The sequence below is a fragment of the Malaciobacter pacificus genome, from assembly GCF_004214795.1.
In the GTDB taxonomy this organism is placed as follows: Bacteria; Campylobacterota; Campylobacteria; order Campylobacterales; family Arcobacteraceae; genus Malaciobacter_A; species Malaciobacter_A pacificus.
In genome coordinates this window covers 237,589-261,913 of the sequence record NZ_CP035928.1, presented here as the reverse complement: position 1 = coordinate 261,913, position 24,325 = coordinate 237,589, and the positions used below count along the sequence as shown (strand labels likewise).

The window sequence follows — 24,325 nt, the reverse complement described above, 5'->3', positions numbered from 1 at the left end:
TTTTCCTTATAGACCTAAAGCGTCATTGATTGAGTATAATTTTGGATCTTTTCCAATAATCCATTTTGCAACTTTAATAGCACCTCTAGAGAATGTATTTCTAGAAGTTGCAGTGTGATTTAATTCAATAAATTCACCATCATTGTATAAACCAACTGTATGTCTACCAACAATATCCCCACCTCTTAATGCCATAACTGCAATTTCATCTTTAGTTCTAGCACCAATAATTCCATCTCTTCCTGAAACTCTAACTTTATCTAAGTCTAAATCTCTTGCATTTGCAGCATGTTCTGCTAAAGTAAGAGCAGTTCCTGAAGGAGAATCTACTTTATGTCTATGGTGTTGTTCAACTATTTCAATATCAAAATCTGCTAATGTTTTAGAAGCAAGTGCTACAAGTTTATTTAAAACTGCAACACCTAAACTCATATTAGTAGCATATAGTACTGGAACTATTTTACTAGCTTCAACTAATAAATTTTGTTGGTGTTTATTAAATCCTGTTGTTGCGATAACTAAAGGTTTACCATTTCCACTTTCAACAATTTGTGTTAATAAAGCTTCCGTTGCAACTGGAGCACTAAAATCAATAATTACATCACTTGAATCAAGTAAAACTTTCATATCATTTGTAACAACTGTATTTTCTGGTAATTGTTTTGTCATTTCACCAAATACGTGAACTGCACCAACTTTTGCTTGCTCATCATTAGCTAAATCATCAATTAATAATGAACCAACTCTTCCTGTACTTCCAACTATACCTACTTTGATCATCTTCTAAAAATTTCCTTTATCCAATATATTCAATAATATCAACCGCAGCAGTTGCACCATCGCCTGCTGCACAAACAACTTGTTTTGCTGCATCAATTCTAACATCACCTGCTGCATATAAACCAGGAATATTTGTTCTCATTTTTAAATCTACTATTACTTCACCTTGCTCATTTGTATCACATAAGAAAGACCCATCTTCTTGTTTTAAAGGTTCGTTTAATACATCTCTTCCAACAAATACGAATACACCAGGAACATCTAAATCTCTAATTTCACCTGATTCTTTAGATTTTACTTTTAATCCAGTAACTCCACTTGCATCTCCATATACCTCTTCTACAGTTACATTTGTAACTTCTTCAATATTTTCACAAGCTTTCATATGCTCAATTGTAGAAGGTGCTGCTCTATATGTATCTCTTCTATGAACTAAATATACTTTTGAACAAATTTTTGAAAGATATACTGCTTCTTCTAAAGCTGAATCCCCACCTCCAATAAGCGCCACTTCTTTATTCTTATAAAAGAATCCATCACAAGTTGCACAAGTAGAAATTCCTCTTCCAAAGAATTCATTCTCACCTTTAAATCCAGCACGTCTTGGAACTGAACCTGTTGCAAGTAATACAGCTTTAGCTTCTACAGTCTTACCATCACCAGTTGTAACTTCAAATATATCATTCACTTTTTTAACATTAGTTACTTGGTTCATTTCATGTTTAAGACCAAATTTTTGACATTGCTCTGGCCAGTTTTGCATTAATTCCATACCAGACATTACATTACCTTGACCAGGGTAGTTTTCAATTTCAGAACTTCCAGTAATTTGTCCACCAGGCATTCCCATTTCAAACATAGTTACTTCTTTTAAACCACCTCTAGTTGCGTATAACCCAGCTGTTAACCCAGCAGGTCCTCCACCAATTATCGCTAAATCTAACATTTTATATCCTTTTGAAAATATATTAAATTAAAAAACATTTGACAATAAATAAAACCATTTAATATAAGAGGGTAATAATACTCAATTTTTGTTAAGTATAAAGTTAATTGCAATTTAGATAATTTAACTTCACATTTTCTTAATCTGTAATCAAATCAATTTAGCATTCTTATTTAATGAATACCCTAAGCCCTTAATGATGTTTATAGCATCACTTGGGAGTTTTTTTCTTAATCTTTTAATCATAGTTCTAATATTTGTAAGATTTGTTTCTTCACCTTCCCAAACATATTCTTCAATTTCATCATAGCTAGCAACATGATGTAAATTTTTTGTAAATAATTCTAAAAACAAAATCTCTTTTTTTGTTAATTCAACATTATCATCATTTTTATAAAGTTTTTTATTTTTAAAATCAAATTTATACTCTTCATCAAACTTTATAAATTGCTCTTCAACTGAAATCAATTTTTTAACTTTTTGAACTAATTCAAAAATATAGAAAGGCTTTTTTAAATAATCATCACATCCTACCTGATAAGACTTTTCAATTTTTTCTAAATCATGATTTGCACTTATTATTATTACTGGCGTGTTTGCATGATTGTATCTGATATATTCCATTACTGTAATTCCATCTAAATTTGGGACATTTATATCTAATATAAAACATGAATAACCATTTTCAATAGCATTTGATGCTTCATCACCATCATAAAAACAATCCACTTGGTAACCTTCAGCACTCAATGCTTTATTCATTACATTTGATAAACTTTTATTATCTTCTAAAATTAATATTTTCATTTTCTCTGATCCAATTTAATTGTAAATAATGCTCCACCATTAACATTTTCTACATTAATAATACCGCCCATTTTATCCTCAATAATAACCTTACTCATATATAAACCTATTCCATGACCATCAGATTTAGTTGTAAAATATGGTTTAAAAACATCATAAATATTTTCATTTTTTATACCACCTGCATTGTCTTTTATAGTAACCACTAGATAGTCATTTTGATTAAATAGTTTGATATCAACATGCCTATTCCTATAATCATTATTTAACAATGCATCTTTTGCATTATTAACAATATTTAAAAAAGTTTGCATACACTCATTTTTGTATCCAGTAACTAATAAATTAGTACCTTCTTGTACCTCAACACTTATTTTTATACTATTATACTTCATATTATGATTTACAATTTCAAGCATAGATTTTATTGCTTCATAAATATCAAACTCAACTTTTTCATTAGATGGCATTATAAATTTTTGGAAATCATTTATGGTATCAGTCATATATGTAACTTGATTCATAATATCTTTTACAAAACTCTCATCCTCTTTTTCTGCAACACATTTTTTGCTATAAAATAGTTCCTGAGCAATAGCAGTAATTTCAATTAAAGGAGATTTCCATTGGTGAGCGATTGATGAAAAAACTTCTCCTATTTCAGCTAATTTACTTTGTTGAATAATAAACTGTCTATTTTTTTGTTTTTCTTTATTTATTTCTCTCTCTTTTGTCACATCTGTAAATATTGTCACACGACCTGAGGTCTTTGATTTTTTATCTTGAAATCTTTCTTGCTTAACAATATAAACTCTTTTTTTTCTATTTTCATCAAAATGTTTGAACTCAAAGTTTTCATAACTATTTTCTATATATTTATTAATTACTTCAATAATCTCTTTTGTTTTTGGATTATCTTTAAAATCTTCAAGTCTCTTCCCATAAATACTTTCATGAGTTACCCCAATAAGTGAACAAAATTTACTATTAGAATCTACAATAATTCCCTTTTCATTTTCCCAAAATATTGGACTTTCAATAGCATTTAATAAAACTTCATCAAATTCAATTCTTTGTCTTAGCTCTTTTTCGGTTCTTTTTCTCATATAAATATTATGAAATAATCCCAATATCAAAAATACTAAGAATGGAGAAATAGTAAAAACAAAATTGATAAATCCTGTATGTCTATCATAAAAAGTTTCTCTTTTATTAACTACTTCATAATCAACTCTTAAAGCATCAACTGGAAGGGTGAATTCACTTAATTTTTTTGAATCAAATATAAAATATAAATCATCTGATACTAAAACTTGATGAGGCTTTTTTTCTAAAATATCTAAAGCCATTTGACCTGAAGATTTACCAAATCTATATAAATCTACTATTTTTCCACCCGTTGCACCTTTTTTTATAAAAAGGGAGTCTGTGATAAATATTGGGATTTGAGCATTTTTAATAAAATCAGCGATGTCATGATTTTTGTTTAATTCACCATTTGCATTCTTGTAAAACCTAATAAATATAGCTGCACTAGATTCTTCTCTTTTGGAAAATCTTTTTTTTAAATCCTCTAATGAATCTTCTTTAATATATTCTAATTCAAAATTTCCATTAAAGTTTTGAATTAAATCAAATATAAGTGGTTCAGTATGTAGGGCATTTAAACTCTTATCATTAATGATGTAAAGTTTTTTCATACTAGGAAATATTGCTCTAATAACATCGACATTTCCTTTTAAATCTCTTCTTTCAATTAATGCAGAAACTTTATTTTCAACACCATATTTTTTCGCTTTATCATAAGAAAAATTTTCTATACCAACTGCGAGTATTTGAGAATCAATAAAGAATTTATTGTGAGTATCTAAAACAAAATCATAAGCAAATCTATCAACTGCTATAACTAAATCATATTTTCTATTTTTCAGCTGAACACTATAAAGTTTTTCTAAACTGTCAAAATACTCTTTTGAAGTAACTCTTTTAGCATCCATATATAATATATTTACATCAATATCTGTATTTTTATATAAAATTTCTTCTATACCTTTTACTATTCTATCACTAAACTCATAACCTTTATGATATGAATTAATAATCAATATTGATTGATTGGCTAACAAATAAATTGGGAATATAAGAATAATTAAGAGCTTTTTCATTCTGCTATTATAGTTAATTCTAAATAAAAAAGGTGCTAGGAAAAATTCCTAACACCTTTTTTTAAGGAGAGATAAGTTTTTTTATAAGATTATTAGTCCTAAAACTACAAGTGCAGCTAAGAAAATTGCACCGAAGATTAGACCTAAGAACCACCATTTTGCTTGTGAAATATATCCAGCACCATACCAAATTGGAGAAGGACCAGTTGCATATGGAGTGATAATTCCCATTAACCCTAATGAACCTACAAGTAAGATTGCTAAAGGTTGTAACATATCTGCAGGTAGTAAGTTAGCCGCAATTCCTAAGAATAAAGGAAGTAAAGCTACCACGTGTGCAGTTACTGATGCAAATAAATAGTGGAATAAAAAGAATAATACCACTAAGACAAGTGCAATCATTGTTGGATCCATTCCCACTAAGAAGCTAGAAATTAATCCAGATGCCCATTTTAAATATCCTACTTTATTTAAACCTGCTGCCATTGCTACTAAAGTTGCGAACCAGATGAATACGTTGATTGCACCTTTGTTAGTGATAACATCTTCCCAAGTAATAACATTTGTTAAAACAAGTAAACATAATACAAAGATTGCTGCAACTGTACTATCTATTCCAATTTGTTTACCAAAAATCCATAAAACAAGAGCAAGTAATCCAAGTCCAAGCATTAAAATTTCTTTTCTAGTAATTGAACCCATTTTTTCTAACTCTGCTGCTGCCCAAGCTGGAGCTTCAGGAGAAGTTTTTTGTTCTGGTGGATATACAATATATGTTAAGATTGGCACTAATAAGAATAGTGGAATCATAATTATTGCAAGTGTACTAAACCAAGTACCCCAATCAATTGGAATATGAATGTTTTTCTCAACTAAAGACACTGCAAGTAAATTTGGTGCAAGTGCTGTTAAGAACATAGAACTTGTAACAGTTGTTGCAGCTATTGCTACCCATGAAATATATGAACCAATTTTTCTAGGCTCATTTTCAGGAGTTGAATTAAACATTTGTGGAATATTAATAGCAATTGGGAAAATAGTACCTGCACTTCTTGCTGTATTTGAAGGCATAAATGGTGCTAAAACTCCATCTGCAAATGCAACTGCGTAACCTAAACCAAGTGTAGTTTTACCTAATTTTTTAACTAAAATTAACGCAATTCTTTTTCCAAGACCTGATTTTTTGTAACCAAGTGCAAACATAAACGCTGCAAAAATTAACCAAATAACTCCATTAGAGAAACCACTTAATGCCCATTTAGCAGCATCTTTTGCATTGTCTCCTACTAAACCAAACGCTGCACTAAAAGCAACCCCTGTTAAACCAATAAGTGCTGGCGGAATTGGTTCTAAAATTAAAGCTACAATAACTCCTAAGAATATTGCGAAGAAATATTGTGCGTTTACTGCTAATCCTTCCGGTGTTGGAATAAGAGCTACGATGATTGCAACAAGAATTGGTATTGCAAATTTCATTGTGTTACTCATGACTGATCCTTTTTATGAATTTCTTATAGTGAAATCATAAAAAATCTGTGTGGCTTTAATATGACATTTGATTATTTGTTTTAAAAATAAAAAAGGTAAGGTTAAAAAACCTTACCTTTTAAATAATTGATTGTATTTATAGTATATAAGTGTTATTAGATAATTGAATTTAATTTATCTGTGAATGCTTGTTTAGATGCTGCACCAATCATAGTATCAACAACTTCTCCATCTTTCATAAATAAAATCGTTGGAATTGATCTAACACCATATTTAACAGCTAAATCTTGCTCTTCATCAGAATTAACTTTACAAATTTTTGCTTTACCTTCAAAATCAGCTGCTAATTCATCAATTACTGGTGATAACATTCTACAAGGTCCACACCATGGAGCCCAAAAATCTACTAATGAAATACCTTCACTTACTGTTTCTTCAAAATTGTTATTATTTAATTCAATATATTTTCCCATTTTTATTCCTTTTTTATTTTGTGGAAAAATTTTATCATCTAATAATTTATATTAAGCTTAAATTGATCATAAAAAAAGGCTAAGATTTAAATCTTAGCCTTTTTTTGTCTATTATTTTGATTATTTATTATAATAAAGAGTTAATTTTATCAGTAAATGCTTGCTTTGAAGAAGCACCAACCATAGTATCAACTACTTCACCATCTTTCATAAAGATAATTGTAGGAATAGATCTAACACCAAATTTAACTGCTAAATCTTGCTCTTCATCAGTATTAACTTTACAAATGTTTGCTTTACCATCAAAATCAGCTGCTAACTCATCAATTACTGGAGCGATCATTCTACAAGGTCCACACCATGGAGCCCAGAAATCTACCATAGAAACACCACTATTTGTAACTTCTTCAAAATTTGCAGGAGTTAATTCAATATATTTACCCATTTTATCTTCCTTAATTTTAATTTATTTTGTTTCACTTAATATTATTAATTCAACTTATTTATTATATCTTCCATTAACTTAAATTTTGTTTTACATTTTTTTAAGTTTTACTAATCTAGCCTAAATTAATTTTTAGATAAAATCAACTTAATTTTAATAAGAATGGAAAGTTTTATGGATGTTAGAAAAGAATATTTAGATTTTTTCAAAAGTAAAGGACATGAAGTAATATCTTCAATGCCATTAGTACCAGATGACCCGACTTTAATGTTTACAAATGCAGGTATGGTTCAATTTAAAGATATTTTTACAGGTGCTGTTCCAGCTCCATCTAATCCTAAAGCAACATCGTGTCAGCTTTGTGTTAGAGCTGGTGGTAAACACAATGACTTAGAAAATGTTGGTTACACAGCACGTCACCATACACTTTTTGAGATGCTAGGTAATTTCTCTTTTGGTGATTACTTTAAAGAGGATGCTATTGCTTATGCATGGGAGTTTGTAACTAAAAATCTAGCACTACCTATTGAAAAATTATGGGTAACTATTCATGACAGTGATGATGAAGCTTATGATATTTGGTCAAAGCATATTGATCCTTCTAGAATCATGAGATTTGGAGACAAAGATAATTTCTGGTCAATGGGAGATACAGGAGCTTGTGGTCCATGTAGCGAGATTTTTTATGACCAAGGAGAAGAAAACTTCAATGGTCCTGAAGATAAAATGGGTGGAGAAGGTGATAGATTCTTAGAAATTTGGAACTTAGTATTTATGCAATATGAAAGAACATCAAGCGGTGAATTAATACCTCTACCAAAACCATCAATTGATACAGGAATGGGATTAGAAAGAGTTATTGCTATTAAAGAAGGTGTTTTTAATAACTTTGATTCATCTAACTTCCAGCCAATTATCAAAAAGTTAGAAAATTTAGCAGGAAAAACTCCTACAAAAGAGACTATTGGTTCATATAGAGTGATTGCTGATCATTTAAGAGCTTGTTCATTTATGCTTGCACAAGGTATTTTATTTGGAAATGAAGGAAGACCTTATGTAAATAGAAGAATTATGAGAAGAGCTGTTAGACATGGGTATCTTTTAGGATTTAGAAAACCATTTATGGCAGATTTATATGATACTTTATGTGAAATTATGGGTGGACACTATTCAGAATTAGTTGAGCAAAAAGATTATGTAAAAGAACAAATGACTTTAGAAGAAGAGAGATTCTTAAAAACTATTGATTCAGGTATGGCTATTTTTACTGATGAATTAGCAAACACTAAAGAAGTATTTAGTGGTGAAGTAGCATTTAAACTTTATGATACTTACGGATTCCCATTAGATTTGACAGAAGATATGTTAAGAGATAAAAATTTAAAAGTTGACAATGCTAAATTTGATGAGTTAATGGATGAACAAAAAGCAAAAGCAAAAGCAGCGTGGAAAGGTAGTGGAGACTCTGCCAATGAAGGTGACTTTAAACAACTTATTGAAAAATATGGTTTAAATGAATTTGTAGGATATGAAAATGTTTCATATAAATCTACTATCGTTGCGCTTTTAGATGAAAACTTTAAAGAAGTAGAAACTCTATCTAAGGGAACTACGGGATGGGTAATGTTAGATAAAACACCATTTTATGCTACAAGTGGTGGACAAGAGGGTGATATTGGAGCATTAGAAGATGGTGAGCATATTGCAATTATTGAAGAGACTGCTAAATTCCATGGATTAAATCTTTCTAAAGTAAATGTGGAAAATTCTGAAATTTCTAGAGGTGAAGCGGTTGAAGCGGTTGTAGTAAACAGATATGAAGTTGCTAAACATCACAGTGCTACACACCTTTTACAAAGTGCACTAAAAATGGTTTTAGGAGATAGTGTATCACAAGCTGGTTCATTAAATGATGCAAAAAGATTAAGATTTGACTTTACTTATCCAAAAGCTATGAGCAATGAACAAATTGAAGAAGTTGAAGATTTAGTAAACTCTATGATTTCAAGAGGAATTGCTGGAAATGTCGAAGAGTTACCAATTGAACAGGCAAAAGAAAAAGGTGCTATTGCAATGTTTGGTGAAAAATATGGAGACATGGTTAGAGTTGTAAGTTTTGCTGATGTTTCTGTAGAATTTTGTGGTGGAACTCACGTGAAAAACTCTGCTGATATTGGAAGCTTCTATATTATTAAAGAATCAGGAGTCTCTGCAGGTGTTAGAAGAATTGAAGCTGTTTGTGGAACTGCTGCAATTGAGTACACAAAAGAGATAATTTCAACTTTAAATGATGTAAAAGCTGAAGTTAAAAACAACGATGTAATTACAGGTATCAAAAAATTAAAAGACCAAATTAAAGATCTTAAAAAAGAACTAGAAGAAGCACAAAGTCAAACAGCTGCTCCAATTAAAGAAGAGATGATTGGTGATACAAAAGTTGTAGTTGATGTTGTAAAAGCAGGTGATCTTAAAAAAATCGTTGATGATATGAAAAATGCAAATGAAAAACTTGCAATTTTATTACTTCAAGCAAAAGGTGACAAGGTTATGATTGTTGCTGGAAGCAAAAATACAAACATCAAAGCTGGAGATTGGATTAAAAATATTGCACCAATCGTTGGTGGTGGAGGTGGGGGAAGACCTGACTTTGCACAAGCTGGTGGAAAAGATGTAACTAAAATTGAAGATGCAAAAGCAGCCGCAATTGAATTTGCTAAGGCAAATTTATAAAGATTAAATTATGAGCGAATTATTTAATAACTTTTCAACTTTAATCATATTTCTACACGTACTATCAGCCATAATTTGGGTTGGTGGTATGATTGTAATTAGATTTGCAGTTCACTACTCTATGCAAGACATAGAAGATCCAAAAATCAAATTAGGAAGAACTTTGGAAAACTTACGAAGGTTTTTTAATATGGTTATTCCTTCAATTATTCTTTTATTATTAACTGCCATTATCATGATAATAGCTTTAGGATTTAAAGGAACACCTTTATATAATTTTGTAATTTTAAAAGAGATTATTTGGACAGTGATGACACTGATTTTTATAGTAATTTATATAAAAAGAAACAAAGCACAAAAAGCTTTTGATAAAGGAGAATTTCCAATAGCAAAAGCCCAATTAGCTCCACTTGCAAAATATTTAATTCCTACAAATATCGTACTAGGATTAATTGCTGTTATATTAGGAATTACACTAAGAGGGTACTAATTCTCTCTTAGGTAATTACTGCGCAAATTCAAAATTAGAATCTCGTCCAAAGTAATTATTTAACATGTTTTTATCAACTAAACTCTCTTTATAATTTGATATAAACCTTGGTTTATAAAGATATTTATTTTCATATTTAACATCCTTTTCCTTTATTAATTTAGTAAAATACTCACCCTTATAGTCAATAATAAACTTATCTTCAAAAGCACTAAACTCATATATTAAATTCATATAATATTTATTATCAATTAAATATGTAGTAAACTCTTGATTTCCATAATCTACTCTTTCAATAACCTTCATTGATTTTACATCAACTGAATCTTTAAATAAATCTTCAAAAAAACCTCTTGATAAACCATTCCATAAACAAGATGTATCTAAATCTATATATTCAGTGAAGATAGTTCCATACTCTTTTGTTTCTGAGTTGGATATATAAGAATCAACAGTACAGTAATCTATTGTAATCTCTTTTTTACCTTTTAATTTATCAATTTCTAAGCCATTAAAAGAAGTGCTACAAGCACAAAAATAAATACTAATTAAACTAAACAATATAATCTTATACATTTTAATTCCTTTTAAAACTTGACATAATTATTATTTTTGATTAATATTTTATTATATACTTATTTTGGGGTTTATATCAATAATGTTTATTAAAAATATATTATTTATTTCTATCTTATTTTTGTTTTTTACAGGTTGTTCAATAAAAAATGAGACTACAAATATTCATATAAAAACAGTTGATAATATTGAAATAAAGAGTGCTTCACTTGAACACTTAATTGAAGAGAAGATAAAAGAAGAGAGAAAATCAAGTTCTAATCTAAATGAAAAACTTTATAACTTTTACTCTGAATGGAAAGGTGTTAAATATAAATTTGGTGGTAACTCTAAAAATGGAATAGATTGTTCTGCTTTAATTCAAATTGCTTTTAAAGAGAAACTAGATTTAGATATTCCAAGAACAACAAAATTACAATCTAAGACCGGTTATGAAATTGAGAAATCAGACTTAAATACTGGCGATTTAGTTTTTTTTAAAACAGGAAAGAATTCACGACATGTTGGGATATATTTAGATAATGGAGAGTTTATTCATGCTTCAACAAAAAAAGGAGTAACCATATCTAAACTTGATAATGTCTATTTTAAGAGGCATTATTGGAAATCACAAAGAATTATTGATTAAGTACTTTTTTGCTATAATATAAGCTTATTTTAATTTTAGACAGGAGTTCTAATGATAAAAAAATCTTATTTTTTTATTCCACTTTTACTAATATTTACAGGTTGTACAGCATCTAAATCTGTAGCAGACAACTCAGAACACAATATAAATACAAACAATAATACAAATAAAGAAATTATTATTTCATATGAAGAATATCAAAAATTATTCAAATCTGAAAAAGAAGAAAAATTTGAACCAATAATAACACCTGAAGAATATAAAGCTATGATTGAAGAAGGTAAAACTAAAAAAACAAAAGAGCTTTCTTCAAATGCTAGTGATAAAGAAATTAAAGCTGCCCTAATGGAGTTTTATAATGAATGGAAAAATGTAAAATATAAATTTGGTGGCAATTCTAAAAAAGGTATTGATTGTTCAGCATTTACTCAAAGAATTTTTAAAGAGAAATTCAATGTAAAAATACCAAGAAGTACTAGAACACAAGTTAAATCAGGAGAAGGTATAAAAAAATCTCAACTTCAATTAGGAGATTTAGTTTTCTTTAAAACAGGAAAATATGATAGACATGTTGGAGTTTATATGGGTGATGGAAATTTTATGCATGCATCAATCAAAGGTATAAAATTCACAAAATTAAATAAACCTTTTTATAAAAAAGCATATTGGACATCTAGAAGAATTTTAGATTAGATTACAAAAGGTAAATGCAGCTTATCTTATTCAAAATTAGGAAGCAGAAAGGATATAAATGAGACATGCATCTACCTATTAATGTAATTATAATTTAATCGTATGAAATTTATATGATTTTTTAAATCCCTAAATATTTTGATAAACAATATAAACAAAATACTGAAACAAAATACATTTTTATTGCATAAATAATATTTAATTTAAATACTCTTTTAGAATCTAAAGTATACCTTGAAACTATTGTTAAATTTAAACCACTAAATGGTGAAGTTGAAACTGTTGTTGCCCAAGACATTAAAAAAGCAACCGCTAAAAGAGTATGATTAACTCCACTTAAAAACTCTCCTACAATTGCAATAGATATTATTGGATGAATTCCAACAAAACCTAAAATTATAAAAAGAGCTAAAAATATTGAAGCAATGATCCAATCAAATTTCTCAAAGGGTAATTCTATTCCTATTCCAAATAAAATTGAACTAATTGAAATACCAAACATTCCAGCAATCAAAAATAGTGACATCTCCACTTTCATTTTTGGTAACTCTTCTAAAATATGACTTTTAAATATATTAATTGATTTATTTATTCCTTTTTTAATTGGTAAAACAAAAAAAGCTAAGATAAGGGAAAATAGAGCAATTAACACAATTACCTTTAAATCTTTAACAAAATAGTTTGTAAGTAAAACTAAAAAAGCTAAAGAAAAAGGAAGAACTAATGTCTCTAAAGCAATGGGATATCCTCTAAAGTTTTCTAACTCAAATCTATCATTTTTTGTAATTTCATAGAAAGTGAACATAAAACCAATCAATACTAAGAAAAGACCATTTATGATGATTATATGTGTATCTAAATTTGGAGCATAAGTAATAGCTGCTGCAAAAGCAACAAAAAATGGTGACCAATAAGCATCTGAAGAGAAAGCTCTAGTTAATAAAACAATCTGTGCATCACTAAGTTTTGCTTTTTTATACATTTTATCAGCAACCAATAGTAATGATGACATATTTATAACCGAACCAAAGAAATGAACCCCCATATATGTTCTAATAAATGAACCTTTTCCCTTTGGTAAATCTTTTAAATTTTCATTTTTTGGTGTGGCAATCAATCTTAAAAAACCAACACCAATTAAAAGAGTTAATAAATATTGATTTACTGTAAAAAGCTTGATAAAGTTTATTTCATAGCTATTTATATATGAATAAATTAAAGCAACTATACTTAATAAAAAAAGAATAACAAGAGTAGTTTTTTACTTTTTAGTGAAGTAAAAAGTATTATAAATGCACTCCAAGCTAATATTCCAGAAATGATTAAAAAATCATTTTGGAAAAAATAAAAATATAAAGTTGTTATAAAAGATAAAAATATTAAAACCCCAGAGATTTTTTGCATTTAAAATACTTTTCTTTTATAAAAAATTGATAAATAAATACCAAGAAAAATTAATATAAGTCCAATTAAATGATAAAAATATAATACCTCATCAAGAAAAATATATGCAAGTGCTGCACCTGAAATTGGCATTATATGAGCAAATTGCCCTGCTTTATTTGCCCCAACTTGAGGTGTTGAAATATTCCAAAAATAAAATGATAATAGTGAAGGGAATATAACTATATAAATCATTGAGTATAAGACATCATCATTTTTTACAAAATCAAAAGAGAAACTATATCCTTGATATAAAAATACTCCATATATAATTACAACACCAATAATAGTCGTAACAGTTAAAAACTCAAAGGCATTTAACTCTTTTGGTTTAAATTTCAATAATACTGAATATAAAGCCCAATCAATACAAGCAGCTATTATCCATAAATCTCCACTTGTAAATGTTAAGTCAAAAAAATGGTCAATTTCACCTTTTAATATTAAATAAACTACACCAAAAGTAGAAAGTACAATTCCTAGCCATTGAACTTTACTCATAGTTGTTTTTAAAATTAGGGCTGAAAATAGTATTATAAATATTGGTGTTGAGGAATTAATCAACAATGCATTTGTAGCAGTGGTTGTTTGCAATCCATAGTATAAAAAAGTATTAAACCCTGTAACACTTAATGCACCTAATAGTATGATATTTAAATACTGTTTTTTAAATACCTGCATAATATTTTTAAAATGGAATATAAAAAAAGGTAATAGTATAACTAATACTATAAACCATCTATAAAAAGATAACTCCATAGGAGATATTTCACTTGAAATATATCTCCCTACAATAAAATTTCCCGACCAAAAAAGTACTGTAAGAAGTAATAAAACATAATATTGCATTTAGTTTTCTATTCCTCTTTTTCTATTGTATAAAAACTCTAATATAGTTGATACACTTCTTGTATATGGTGCATCGAAACCTTGCTTTTCACAGTTTTTTATAACTACACCACAAATATCTTCAAGTTCTAAATCCCTACTGTTTTCTAAATCAACCCACATAGATGGTTTAACTGATTGAAAGTTTGTCATAAGTTCAAACATCTTTTGTGCATCGTCTTGTGTTAAATTTACTCCAACTGCATTTGAAGCAAGTGCTGCTTCTTTCATAAGACCTTCAATTATCTTTGAAGTTTTTTGATGTCTTATTAAAGGACCTGATTCTTCTAGTAATAATGCACAAATAGGATTTACACCATTATTTATAATTAACTTATTCCATAACTCTAATCTAATATTTTCACATATTATAGTTGTTGTTTGCGTTTTGTCTAAATAGCTTTTTAACTTTTCTAAAAATGCACTATTCTTCTCATTTGGATAAAGTGCTCCAATTAAAGTCTGCACTTCTCCTGAGCAGTGAACATGACCTAAAGAAACTGTATGAGAAACTATAAGTCTAGTTAATCCACCTATTACATAATCTTTATTGTAATACTTTTCCATCACATCTTCATTTTCAACACCATTTTGTAGTGATATAAAATAAGGTATCTTTTTTACATCCTTAGTCCAGTTTGCAAGAACTTCGCTTATTGACTTTGTGCTCATTGATTTTGTAGCAATTATAACTGCATCAATATCATCAGGCTTAAAATTATCCACGAACTCTTCTATACTATATGTATCTATTTTATCTTCAATAACATAATTTGGATGAGTTACCTTCATAGCATTTTGTTTTAAATATTTTAAGTTTTCATTTCTTGCTATAAATTTAACATTACATCCAACACTATGTAAAATCATTCCATAAAAAGCACCTATTCCACCTGCGCCTATTACTACTATATTCATTTTATCTATCCTAAAATCTTATTAAATCTTTTAAAAGGCGTATTATATACAAATTGAGTATAATTCAAATAAAAAGGACTTTTATTGATTAGACTTGGTTCGAACTCCCCAACTCGGGCAAAGATATTAAAAGACAATGGAATAGAGTTTATTCAAAATGGTGGAAACTTTGATGAAGACTCAATTAAAACAACAAATCCTAAATCTTTTTGCTATGAAGCTACAAAAGGTAAATTTGAAGAATTATATAAAAAATATGGCGTAGAAGATATGCCCCTATTGGTAGCTGATTCAGTAGTAACTTGTAATGGTGAACTACTTAGAAAAGCAAAAGATTTAGATGATGCAAGAAGAATGTTAGAGTTACAAAGTGGTAATAAAACATCAGTTATAACTTGTATGATTTATAAATCAAAAAAAATGGAATATATTGATATTTCTATTACTACTTACAAATTTGTACCATTTGACAAGACACATATGGATGAGTATATATCTAGTGGTGAATGTATGGGAAAAGCAGGAGCTATAATGGTTGAAGGCTTTTGCAAACCATATATAAAAAGTGTAAAAGGATATGAAAGTACTGCTATGGGATTATGTGTAGAAAAACTTAAAATGATACTTAAATAACATTTAATCTAAGAGACTAAGCTCTTAGATTATTAGTTTGCTGATGGTTTTGGAGTATTTATAGAAGACTCTGGTAATTGTGGATAAATGATTTCAGGTTTATCACCTTTTAATGCTTTTAAGAATGTTACAATCTTAGCTGCATCATTATCATCTATTTTAATACCTAATTGAGTAGAACCCATCTCTTTAACTGCTTCACTTAATGACCAGATTTGTCCATTATGGAAGTATGGTGCTGTTTCAGTGATATTTCTAAGTGTTGGTGTTTTTACCATACCATTTTCATCACCTTTAAAATCACCTACATTTGTAAACTTATATTTAGCAGCAATTTGGAATGGTTGCATAGTTCCACCTAAAGCAATTCCTGAGTGACATGAAGTACAACCTTTATCAATAAACGTTACTAATCCCTCTTTCTCTTCTTTATTTAATGCATTTTCATCTCCATTTAAAAAGTCATCAAATTTTGATGGAGTCACTAAAGTTTTTTCAAATGTTGCAATAGTTGCAGTAATTTTTTCAAAATCAATTTTTACATCATCACCATATGCACCTTTAAACTCTTGTACATACTCAGCAATTGAATTAATTCTATCTTCTACAAGTTTTGGAGGTGCAGCCATTTCTGGACCTGCTTGAACTGGACCTTGAGCTTGGTCTGCTAAGTGAGGACTTCTACCATCCCAAAACTGTGCTTTGAAAAATACTGAGTTATAAACTGTTGGTGAGTTTAAATGATGAGGATTTGCTGTCCAACCATGTCCAATAGCAGCAGGAATTCCATCTGCTCCACCTAATCCTAAGTTATGACAAGTATTACAAGATATAAGTCCGCTTTTTGACATTCTTGGGTCAAAATAAAGTTTTTTACCTAATTCAACTTTCTCTTTTGTAATTGGGTCATTTTTATCATCAATTAACTTCATTAAAGCTTCTTGCGTAGCTGGAATTGCTTCTAATCTACTATTTTTTGCTTTTTGAATTAATGAAGAACTTGCGAAAACAGAACCGGCACTTATTAAACATACTGCTAATGAAACTACTAATTTCATATGATCTCCTTTTTGTGTTATATAAATATTTTAGGATAATAATTATTAAATAAAAATTAATTTTCTTTAATATTTTTTATTTTATTATAAGCATAAGTTATAATATTTAAGAGTAAAAATATCTTAAATACGTATTTAAGGGAATATAATAGGATAAAAAATATCCTATTATATTTATAAGTAAAAATTAGAATTGATTTTTTAGAAAATTATTTAATTAAGATTTAGATAGCTTTTACTAATTGTTCAGGAAGTAAACCTAGTGACTCTTCAACCTTTTTTGTATCACCATGATCAATAAAAATATCTTCATATTCAAAAGATTTTAAATTAACATTTTTAACATTTTCTTCATTTAAAACTTCTAATATGGCACTTCCTACTCCACCTTGTTTTTGAGAATCACTAAATACATACCAATCATCATATTTAGAAGATAACTCAACTAAAGTTTTTTTATCTATTGGTTTTACGAATCTTAGATCTAAAATAGTAATATCTTCACTATGTAAAGCTTCTGTATTTATTGCTCTACTAACCCCCGCACCATAACCAATAAATAGTTTTTTAGAACTACCCTCTTTTAAAATTTCTGCCTTTCCAAGCTCAAAAGCAGTTGAAGGATACTCAAGTTCACTAAATGCACCTCTTGGATATCTAATAGCACTTGGGCTTTTTAACTTATAAGCAAAATCTAAACCTAACTCTAAAGTTTTATTATCTCTTGGAGCAAACAGAATCATATTTGGAATAAATCTTAAATAAGAAATATCAAAAGCCCCTTGGTGTGTTTCACCATCATTTCCTACAATTCCAGCTCTATCCATTGCAAATACTACTGGTAAATCCATTAGACATACATCATGAATTATTTGATCAAAGCCTCTTTGTAAAAAAGTTGAATAAATTGTAATAAATGGCTTAAAACCCTCTTTTGCCATTGCTGCCATTGAAGTAACTGCATGTTGTTCTGCAATTGCTACATCCCAAAATCTATCAGGAAATTTATCCATTAGTTTATTTATACCTGTTCCACTTGGCATAGCAGCTGTTACGCCAACAACATTTTCATGTTTTGAAGCTAAATTAATTAAAGCATCAGCAAAAACTGCAGTTGCTGCTTTTGGTGCCTCTTTTTTTACAAAAGCACCATCTTCAACATTAAATGGACCCACCCCATGCCAATGTTCATGCTGACCTTCTGCAACTTTATAACCTTTTCCTTTAACTGTTCTTGCATGAACAATTACAGGTTTATTCATATCTTTTGCAATTTGTAATGTATCAATAACTTCTTCTAAATCGTGTCCATCTATTGGTCCTATATAATCAACACCCATCTCTTCAAATAAAATTCCAGGTGTAATTAACTTCATAGCTTCTTCCATTCTTTTTGCTATGTATGTAGTTCCTTCTGGCATATTTTTCTTTATAAAACTATCAACCTTCCCTTTAAATCTTTGATATGATTTACCAGCAAGTATCTTTGATAAATATTTTGAAATTGCTCCAATAGGTTTTGCAATTGACATTTCATTATCATTTAAAATAATTACTACAGGAAGTTTAATATCACCTAGCTCATTTAATGCTTCATAAACCATACCTGCTGTCATAGAACCATCACCAATCATAACAACTGGAACTCTAGATTCATTTTTAAGTTTTATAGATTTTGCTGCACCTACGGCAAGTGAAATTGAAGTAGAACTATGTCCAGCTACAAAGTAATCAGCAACTGATTCATTTGGTTTTGTAAATCCACTTAATCCACCAAATTGTCTAATAGTTTCAAAATCATCCCATCTATCAGTCAATAATTTATGGGGATAACATTGATGAGAAACATCAAATATAAAAGGATCACTGTATGCATCAAAGACATAATGCATACCTATAGTTAATTCAACTGCTCCAAGTGTTGAAGAAAAGTGTCCACCTTTTCTTGAGACAACATCTATTATTCTATCTCTAATATCTTGTGATAGTTGTTTTAACTCTTTTTGTGATTTTCCTTTTACATCTATATTCATAATCAATCTTTATTTTAATTTTTCTAAAACTTCATCTAATTGAGCAAATACTTTACTATTTTGTTCTTGTGTACCGATAGTTATTCTAATTGCATTTACACCATATCCAGTTAAATCTCTTACAATTACACCTTTTTGTAATAACTCTTGTGCAACTTGTTTTGAGATATATTTATCCCCAAACTTTAAAGTAATAAAGTTAGTGTATGAATCAATATATTCAAAGCCTTTTGCTTTTGCATACTCTTCATATCTTTGCATCTCTTCAAAGTTTTTTGCAATGCAATCATTTACAAACTCTTCATCTTTTAAAGCTTCAATAGCTGCTGCTAATGTTAAAGTTGTAATATTAAAAGGAGCTCTTAATTTATATAAAGTTTGTATAATATCAGGTTGAGCAATACCATATCCAACTCTCATACCACCTAAAGCATATGCCTTAGAGAAAGTTCCTAAATAGATACAATTTGGGAAAGTTTCAATTAAATTTTTTGGAACTATTCTTTTTTTCTCATCTTTAAAAGAAGCATACTCTTGATAAGCACCATCAATTACAACTAATGTTTCACTATCAATTGTTTCTAAAAACTCATATACATCATCTTTATCTAAACATTCACCTAATGGATTATTTGGTAAACATAAGAAAATTATATCTGCGCCATGCTCTTTATAAAGTTTTGAAAATTGCTCTAAATTATGAGTATCAGACTCTGTTTTAATAATAGTAGAACCTGTTTGTTTTCCATAAATTTCATACATTGCAAATGTTGTTTTTGCCATTAAAATTTTTGAATTTTCATTACATTTTGCATGAACACAAAACTCTAATATTTGATCACTACCTGAACCAATAACTACATTTGAACTAGTTACATCAAATTTATTTGCTAGTGCTTCTTTTAATTCAAACATAGAATCATCAGGATATATAAACATATTTTTAGCTAATTCTTGAATCTTATCTACTACTTTTGGACTTGTTCCATATGGGTTTTCATTTGAAGCTAATTTGATTACATCTTTTGGATTAACTCCAAACTCTCTTACTACAAGCTCTATTGGTTTACCAGCTTCATAAGTTGTAACGTTTTCTAATACACTATTAAATTGCATCTATTTTCCTAATATTAAATATCGTTTATTTCTTTTACATATGATCCTAATACTTTAACATTTTCACTGTGTTTTAATAGGACATTTTTAACATTTTCATCATCTTTATGACCATCAAAATCAATAAAGAAGATTGAATTTCCCTCTACTATATGAGATTTAATCTTTGTTAAATTAATTCCAGCTTCATTAAAATCTTTTAAAAATTCAAATAAAGCTCCCTGTCTATCAGCAAATTTTACTAAAATTGATGTTTTATCATTTCCTGAACTTGCATTTTCAAAGTCACTAATTATAAAAAACCTTGTTTTATTATTGTCTGTATCTTCAATATTTTCAAATAAAATAGGAAGATTGTGTAGTTTTGCTCCAACATGTGGACAAATAGCCGCACTTCCTTCTTCTTCTACTGCAATTTTCGCAGCTTTTGTTGTTGATTCAATAGGTATTTGTTCTACTTCATCAAGCCCTACATTTGCCAAGAATTTTCTACATTGATCAAAGGCGATATCTTTTGAATAGATTCTTTTAATATCTTTGATTTTATCGCAATTAGTTGCTAGTGTATGATGAATATCTAATACTACTTCTGCAATAATTTTTAAATCATATTGTTTTAAACAATTAATTGTATCAGTAACTATTCCATTTGATGAGTTTTCAATAGGAACAACACCAAACCTTGCTTTCTTTGTACTAACTTCCCTAAAAATACCCTTAATAGAACTAATAGAAATATATGAACTCATAGCACCAAATCTACCTTCAGCAGCTTGGTGTGTAAAGCTTCCTTCAGGTCCAAGATATGCTACATTTTCAGGAAGTTCTATATTTCTTGAAATTGCAAATATTTCTAAAAATAGTGCTTCAATAGCTGCTCTATTCAAAGAACCATTTGATTCTTTATTTAGTTTTTCAAGTCTATCTATAATAGCTTTTTCTCTTTCAGGTCTATAAATAGCTCCACCACTTTTTGCTTTTAAAGCACCAACTTGATGAACAATTTTCATTCTCTCATTAATTAAAGCTAAAAGCTCATTATCAATACTATCAAGTTTATTTCTAAGTTCTAATAATCCATCTTCATTCATAAAAGACCTTCTAATTTATTTTAAAAACTCTTCTTCTAAAGCAATTAAATCTTCAAAAGTTTCTCTTTTTCTAATTAATCTATCTACACCATTTTCTACTGCAATTTCCGCAACTTTCCCTCTTGTGTTATAGTTACTTGCCATTGTAAATCCATAAGCCCCAGCAGAATAAATTGCAATTAAGTCATTATGTTCTGTTTTTGGTAAATCTATATTTTTAGCAAAGAAGTCACCACTTTCACAAACAGGACCCACTAAATTACAATCACTAAACTCTTTATTATCATTTAAAACTTCAATTTTATGATATGCGTTGTATAAACTTGGTCTAATTAAGTCATTCATAGCACCATCAACAATAACAAATCTTTTATTCCCATTTACTTTTTCATATAAAACTTTAGTTACAAAAGTACCACAGTTTCCTACTAAGAATCTACCTGGTTCACAAATAATTGTAATATCTAAACCAAACATTGTTTCTAAAACTGATTGTGCATATTCATTTGTATCAATTAATTTTTCATCATCATAAACAATACCTAATCCACCACCAATATCCATAAAAGATAGTTCAATTTTTATTGCTTTTAAGTTTCTAACTAAATCAGCAACAATCTTTACTGATTCTTTAATTGGTTCAAGTTCAGTTAGCTGAGAACCAATATGACAGTGAATACCTTGAGGATCTAAGTTTTCAGAGTTTTTACATTGGATATACATTCTTTTTGCTGTATCAATATCCACTCCAAATTTATTCTCATGTAATCCTGTTGAAATATAAGGATGAGTTTTTGGGTCAATATTTGGATTAACTCTAATTGAAATTCTTGCAACAACATCTAACTCTTTTGCAATTGCTTCTACTCTTTGTAATTCTGCATCTGATTCAACATTAATCATTAAAATACCAAGTTCTAATGCTTCTTTTATTTCAGAATCAATTTTCCCAACACCTGAGAAAATGATTTTATATGGAGCAATTCCAACTTTTAATGCTCTTTTTACTTCACCAATACTTACACAATCAGCTCCTGCACCTAATGATGCTAAATGCTTAATTACTGATAAGTTCGAGTTTGCTTTAACTGCATATGCAACAAGAGATTTTCTTGCTTTAAAGGCACCCTTTAACTCGTTGTATTGTGCTGTTATATGGTCAAAATCATATACATAATATGGTGTTTGATATTTATTTGCTAATTCTTTAAAATTAATACTCATTTCTTTCCTATAATATTTTAAAATTTTAATTTAAAATTCCATAAATTCTAAATTAAAGTTTTTGATAGAATTATTTATCAGTCTCAGACATGATGGCTTCACATTCGTTACAACCATCATCTCGTACAGACCTATAAAAGCCAAGAAATTGGCTTTTACTTAACGGTCTGTACCATTCCAAGCAATTGTTGGCTTACCATTCTCATCAAAATCAACTGCTGGCATTCCCATAATATTAAATCCACTATCAACATAATGAATCTCTCCAGTTACAGCAGAACTTAAGTCAGATAATAAGTACATACCAGAGTTTCCAACTTCATCAATTGAAACATTCTTTTTAAGAGGACTATGTGCTTCATTCCATTTTAACATGAATCTAAAATCACCAATTCCAGCTGCAGCTAAAGTTTTAATAGGTCCTGCAGAAATTGCATTTACTCTAATTCCATCTTTCCCTAAATCTTCTGCTAAGTATTTAGTTGTCATTTCTAAAGCTGCTTTTGCTACACCCATTAAGTTATAGTTAGGGATATATTTAGCTCCCCCATAATAAGTTAATGTTAAAACTGAAGAATTTTCAGATAATAATGGTTTTAATTCTCTTACAACTTCAATTAATGAATAAACTGATACATCCATAGCAATATCAAATGCTTCTTTAGAAATATCATAAAATCTTCCTGATAATCCCTCTTTTGGAGCAAAGGCAATTGAGTGAACAATAAAATCAATTTGACCTAAATCTTTCTCTAAAGACTCTTTTAAAGCTTTTATCTCTTCAGGTTTACTAACATCACAAGGATATACTAAATCAGCACTATCAAACTCTGCTGCGATTGGTTCAACTCTTTTTTTAAGAGAATCATTTAAATAAGTAAATGCAATTTGTGCACCTTGTGCAGCACATGCTTTTGCAATACCATAAGCAATAGACTTATTATTTGCAACACCTAAAATTACACCTTTTTTACCCTTCATAAACATTCTATAAATCCTTTGTATTATCTATTATTTGTATAAAATCTTCTTTTATCCAAGAAGCTGTTCCAATTAGCGCTCCATCAACATTAGGAATTTCACAAATTTCTCTAACATTATTAACTTTTACACTTCCACCATATAATAGTGGTTTATCAATTTTTTCTTTAATAGCTGTATGAACATTTTTAATATCATCATTTGTTGCTGTAACACCTGTACCAATAGCCCAAACAGGTTCATATGCTAATATTAAATTTTCATAATTTGTATCTATTCCTACAAATTGTTCATAAATATACTCTAAAGTATTTTCAAGTCCAGACTCTTTTACTTCTAAAGGCTCTCCAATACAGTAAATAATTGTATATCCTAAAGCCTTATAAAATTCATATTTTTTAGCAATTTCTTCTTGTGATTCACCTAAAATATGTCTTCTTTCACTATGTCCTATTAAAATAGTTTTAATTCCAAACTCATCAAGCTGTTGTGTTCCAATTTCACCTGTAAAAGACCCTTTTTCAGTGTAATATGCATTTTGCGTACCTACTGTTAAGTTTTTTACAGTATCAAAATCATTAAGTGAAGTAGCTGTAGGGAAAACATATACTTCACTTTTAATATCATTTGATTTTAAATACTCATTTATACTAGAAATGAAATCATTTGTAGACTTTCTTGTATGATTAGTTTTGAAATTACTTGCAATAATAGGCATT

Annotated in this window: 23 protein-coding genes; 5 read left to right on the top strand and 18 right to left on the bottom strand. The window is 28.8% G+C overall.

Annotated features, from left to right (window positions below; translation table 11 throughout):
- Positions 1 to 6: 6 nt before the first annotated feature.
- The 7 genes from dapB to trxA (APAC_RS01335) form a co-directional block, all read right to left on the bottom strand.
- Entirely contained in the window at positions 7 to 780 is a 774-nt protein-coding gene (dapB, locus tag APAC_RS01365) for a 4-hydroxy-tetrahydrodipicolinate reductase (RefSeq protein WP_130232405.1), read from the bottom strand.
- Positions 781 to 796: 16 nt separating this feature from the next.
- Positions 797 to 1,726: a thioredoxin-disulfide reductase gene (gene trxB, locus APAC_RS01360; protein WP_130232404.1), complete on the bottom strand. Its 930-nt coding sequence runs from the start codon at positions 1,724 to 1,726 to the stop codon at positions 797 to 799.
- A gap of 150 nt (positions 1,727 to 1,876) precedes the next feature.
- Positions 1,877 to 2,533 carry a response regulator transcription factor gene (locus APAC_RS01355; RefSeq protein WP_130232403.1) on the bottom strand — a complete coding sequence of 219 codons (657 nt, stop codon included), beginning with the start codon at positions 2,531 to 2,533 and terminating at the stop codon, positions 1,877 to 1,879.
- Positions 2,530 to 4,698 (bottom strand): sensor histidine kinase, encoded by a 2,169-nt coding sequence (locus APAC_RS01350; protein WP_130232402.1) that lies wholly within the window; start codon positions 4,696 to 4,698, stop codon positions 2,530 to 2,532. Before APAC_RS01350 ends, APAC_RS01355 begins: the two co-directional genes overlap by 4 nt.
- An 81-nt stretch (positions 4,699 to 4,779) precedes the next feature.
- Positions 4,780 to 6,186 (bottom strand): DASS family sodium-coupled anion symporter, encoded by a 1,407-nt coding sequence (locus APAC_RS01345; protein ID WP_130232401.1) that lies wholly within the window; start codon positions 6,184 to 6,186, stop codon positions 4,780 to 4,782.
- A 155-nt stretch (positions 6,187 to 6,341) separates the two neighbouring features.
- The gene (trxA, locus tag APAC_RS01340) at positions 6,342 to 6,659 is read right to left on the bottom strand and encodes a thioredoxin (protein ID WP_130232400.1); all 318 of its coding nucleotides are present in this window, start codon (positions 6,657 to 6,659) and stop codon (positions 6,342 to 6,344) included.
- Positions 6,660 to 6,786: 127 nt separating this feature from the next.
- A complete protein-coding gene (gene trxA / locus APAC_RS01335; RefSeq protein ID WP_130232399.1) occupies positions 6,787 to 7,104 on the bottom strand; it encodes a thioredoxin in 318 nt (105 codons plus the stop codon).
- A 174-nt stretch (positions 7,105 to 7,278) separates the two neighbouring features.
- Here trxA (APAC_RS01335) and alaS point away from each other — a divergent pair, with 174 nt between their 5' ends.
- Together alaS and APAC_RS01325 are read left to right on the top strand one after the other, a co-directional pair.
- Entirely contained in the window at positions 7,279 to 9,834 is a 2,556-nt protein-coding gene (gene alaS / locus APAC_RS01330; protein WP_130232398.1) for an alanine--tRNA ligase, read from the top strand.
- 10 nt (positions 9,835 to 9,844) lie between these two features.
- Positions 9,845 to 10,324, top strand: coding sequence for a hypothetical protein (locus APAC_RS01325; RefSeq protein ID WP_130232397.1), 480 nt, complete (start codon positions 9,845 to 9,847; stop codon positions 10,322 to 10,324).
- 15 nt (positions 10,325 to 10,339) lie between these two features.
- Here APAC_RS01325 and APAC_RS01320 read toward each other — a convergent pair whose 3' ends face one another.
- Positions 10,340 to 10,900: a hypothetical protein gene (locus tag APAC_RS01320; RefSeq protein WP_130232396.1), complete on the bottom strand. Its 561-nt coding sequence runs from the start codon at positions 10,898 to 10,900 to the stop codon at positions 10,340 to 10,342.
- A gap of 82 nt (positions 10,901 to 10,982) precedes the next feature.
- On the opposite strand from APAC_RS01320, the gene APAC_RS01315 reads away from it, so the two are divergent.
- Complete coding sequence (locus APAC_RS01315) at positions 10,983 to 11,528, top strand: NlpC/P60 family protein (protein ID WP_130232395.1); 546 nt, start codon at positions 10,983 to 10,985, stop codon at positions 11,526 to 11,528.
- Positions 11,529 to 11,579: 51 nt separating this feature from the next.
- On the top strand, positions 11,580 to 12,221 hold the full coding sequence (locus APAC_RS01310) for an NlpC/P60 family protein (RefSeq protein ID WP_130232394.1): 642 nt from the start codon (positions 11,580 to 11,582) through the stop codon (positions 12,219 to 12,221).
- A 121-nt stretch (positions 12,222 to 12,342) separates the two neighbouring features.
- Here the strand turns inward: APAC_RS01310 and APAC_RS01305 are convergent, their stop codons facing one another.
- From APAC_RS01305 to APAC_RS01295, 3 genes are all read right to left on the bottom strand, one after another.
- Entirely contained in the window at positions 12,343 to 13,338 is a 996-nt protein-coding gene (locus tag APAC_RS01305; RefSeq protein WP_228255930.1) for a tellurium resistance protein TerC, read from the bottom strand.
- A gap of 287 nt (positions 13,339 to 13,625) precedes the next feature.
- Complete coding sequence (locus tag APAC_RS01300) at positions 13,626 to 14,513, bottom strand: DMT family transporter (protein ID WP_130232393.1); 888 nt, start codon at positions 14,511 to 14,513, stop codon at positions 13,626 to 13,628.
- Positions 14,514 to 15,470: a ketopantoate reductase family protein gene (locus APAC_RS01295; protein ID WP_130232392.1), complete on the bottom strand. Its 957-nt coding sequence runs from the start codon at positions 15,468 to 15,470 to the stop codon at positions 14,514 to 14,516. It lies immediately after the preceding gene.
- Positions 15,471 to 15,554: 84 nt separating this feature from the next.
- Here APAC_RS01295 and maf point away from each other — a divergent pair, with 84 nt between their 5' ends.
- Positions 15,555 to 16,103: a septum formation inhibitor Maf gene (maf, locus tag APAC_RS01290; RefSeq protein WP_130232391.1), complete on the top strand. Its 549-nt coding sequence runs from the start codon at positions 15,555 to 15,557 to the stop codon at positions 16,101 to 16,103.
- A gap of 32 nt (positions 16,104 to 16,135) precedes the next feature.
- Here maf and APAC_RS01285 read toward each other — a convergent pair whose 3' ends face one another.
- The 7 genes from APAC_RS01285 to APAC_RS01255 form a co-directional block, all read right to left on the bottom strand.
- Positions 16,136 to 17,161 carry a cytochrome-c peroxidase gene (locus APAC_RS01285; RefSeq protein ID WP_130232390.1) on the bottom strand — a complete coding sequence of 342 codons (1,026 nt, stop codon included), beginning with the start codon at positions 17,159 to 17,161 and terminating at the stop codon, positions 16,136 to 16,138.
- A gap of 224 nt (positions 17,162 to 17,385) precedes the next feature.
- Positions 17,386 to 19,188, bottom strand: a complete 1,803-nt coding sequence (gene dxs / locus APAC_RS01280; RefSeq protein WP_130234556.1) for a 1-deoxy-D-xylulose-5-phosphate synthase — start codon at positions 19,186 to 19,188, stop codon at positions 17,386 to 17,388.
- A gap of 15 nt (positions 19,189 to 19,203) precedes the next feature.
- Positions 19,204 to 20,310, bottom strand: a complete 1,107-nt coding sequence (gene hisC / locus APAC_RS01275; protein WP_130232389.1) for a histidinol-phosphate transaminase — start codon at positions 20,308 to 20,310, stop codon at positions 19,204 to 19,206.
- 14 nt (positions 20,311 to 20,324) lie between these two features.
- The gene (gene pheA, locus APAC_RS01270) at positions 20,325 to 21,401 is read right to left on the bottom strand and encodes a chorismate mutase (protein ID WP_130232388.1); all 1,077 of its coding nucleotides are present in this window, start codon (positions 21,399 to 21,401) and stop codon (positions 20,325 to 20,327) included.
- A gap of 15 nt (positions 21,402 to 21,416) precedes the next feature.
- Positions 21,417 to 22,625 carry a diaminopimelate decarboxylase gene (gene lysA, locus APAC_RS01265; protein ID WP_130232387.1) on the bottom strand — a complete coding sequence of 403 codons (1,209 nt, stop codon included), beginning with the start codon at positions 22,623 to 22,625 and terminating at the stop codon, positions 21,417 to 21,419.
- Positions 22,626 to 22,784: 159 nt separating this feature from the next.
- A complete protein-coding gene (gene fabI / locus APAC_RS01260) occupies positions 22,785 to 23,612 on the bottom strand; it encodes an enoyl-ACP reductase FabI (RefSeq protein WP_130232386.1) in 828 nt (275 codons plus the stop codon).
- Between the two features lies 1 nt (position 23,613).
- Positions 23,614 to 24,324, bottom strand: a complete 711-nt coding sequence (locus APAC_RS01255) for a triose-phosphate isomerase (protein ID WP_130232385.1) — start codon at positions 24,322 to 24,324, stop codon at positions 23,614 to 23,616.
- Position 24,325 lies beyond the last annotated feature (1 nt).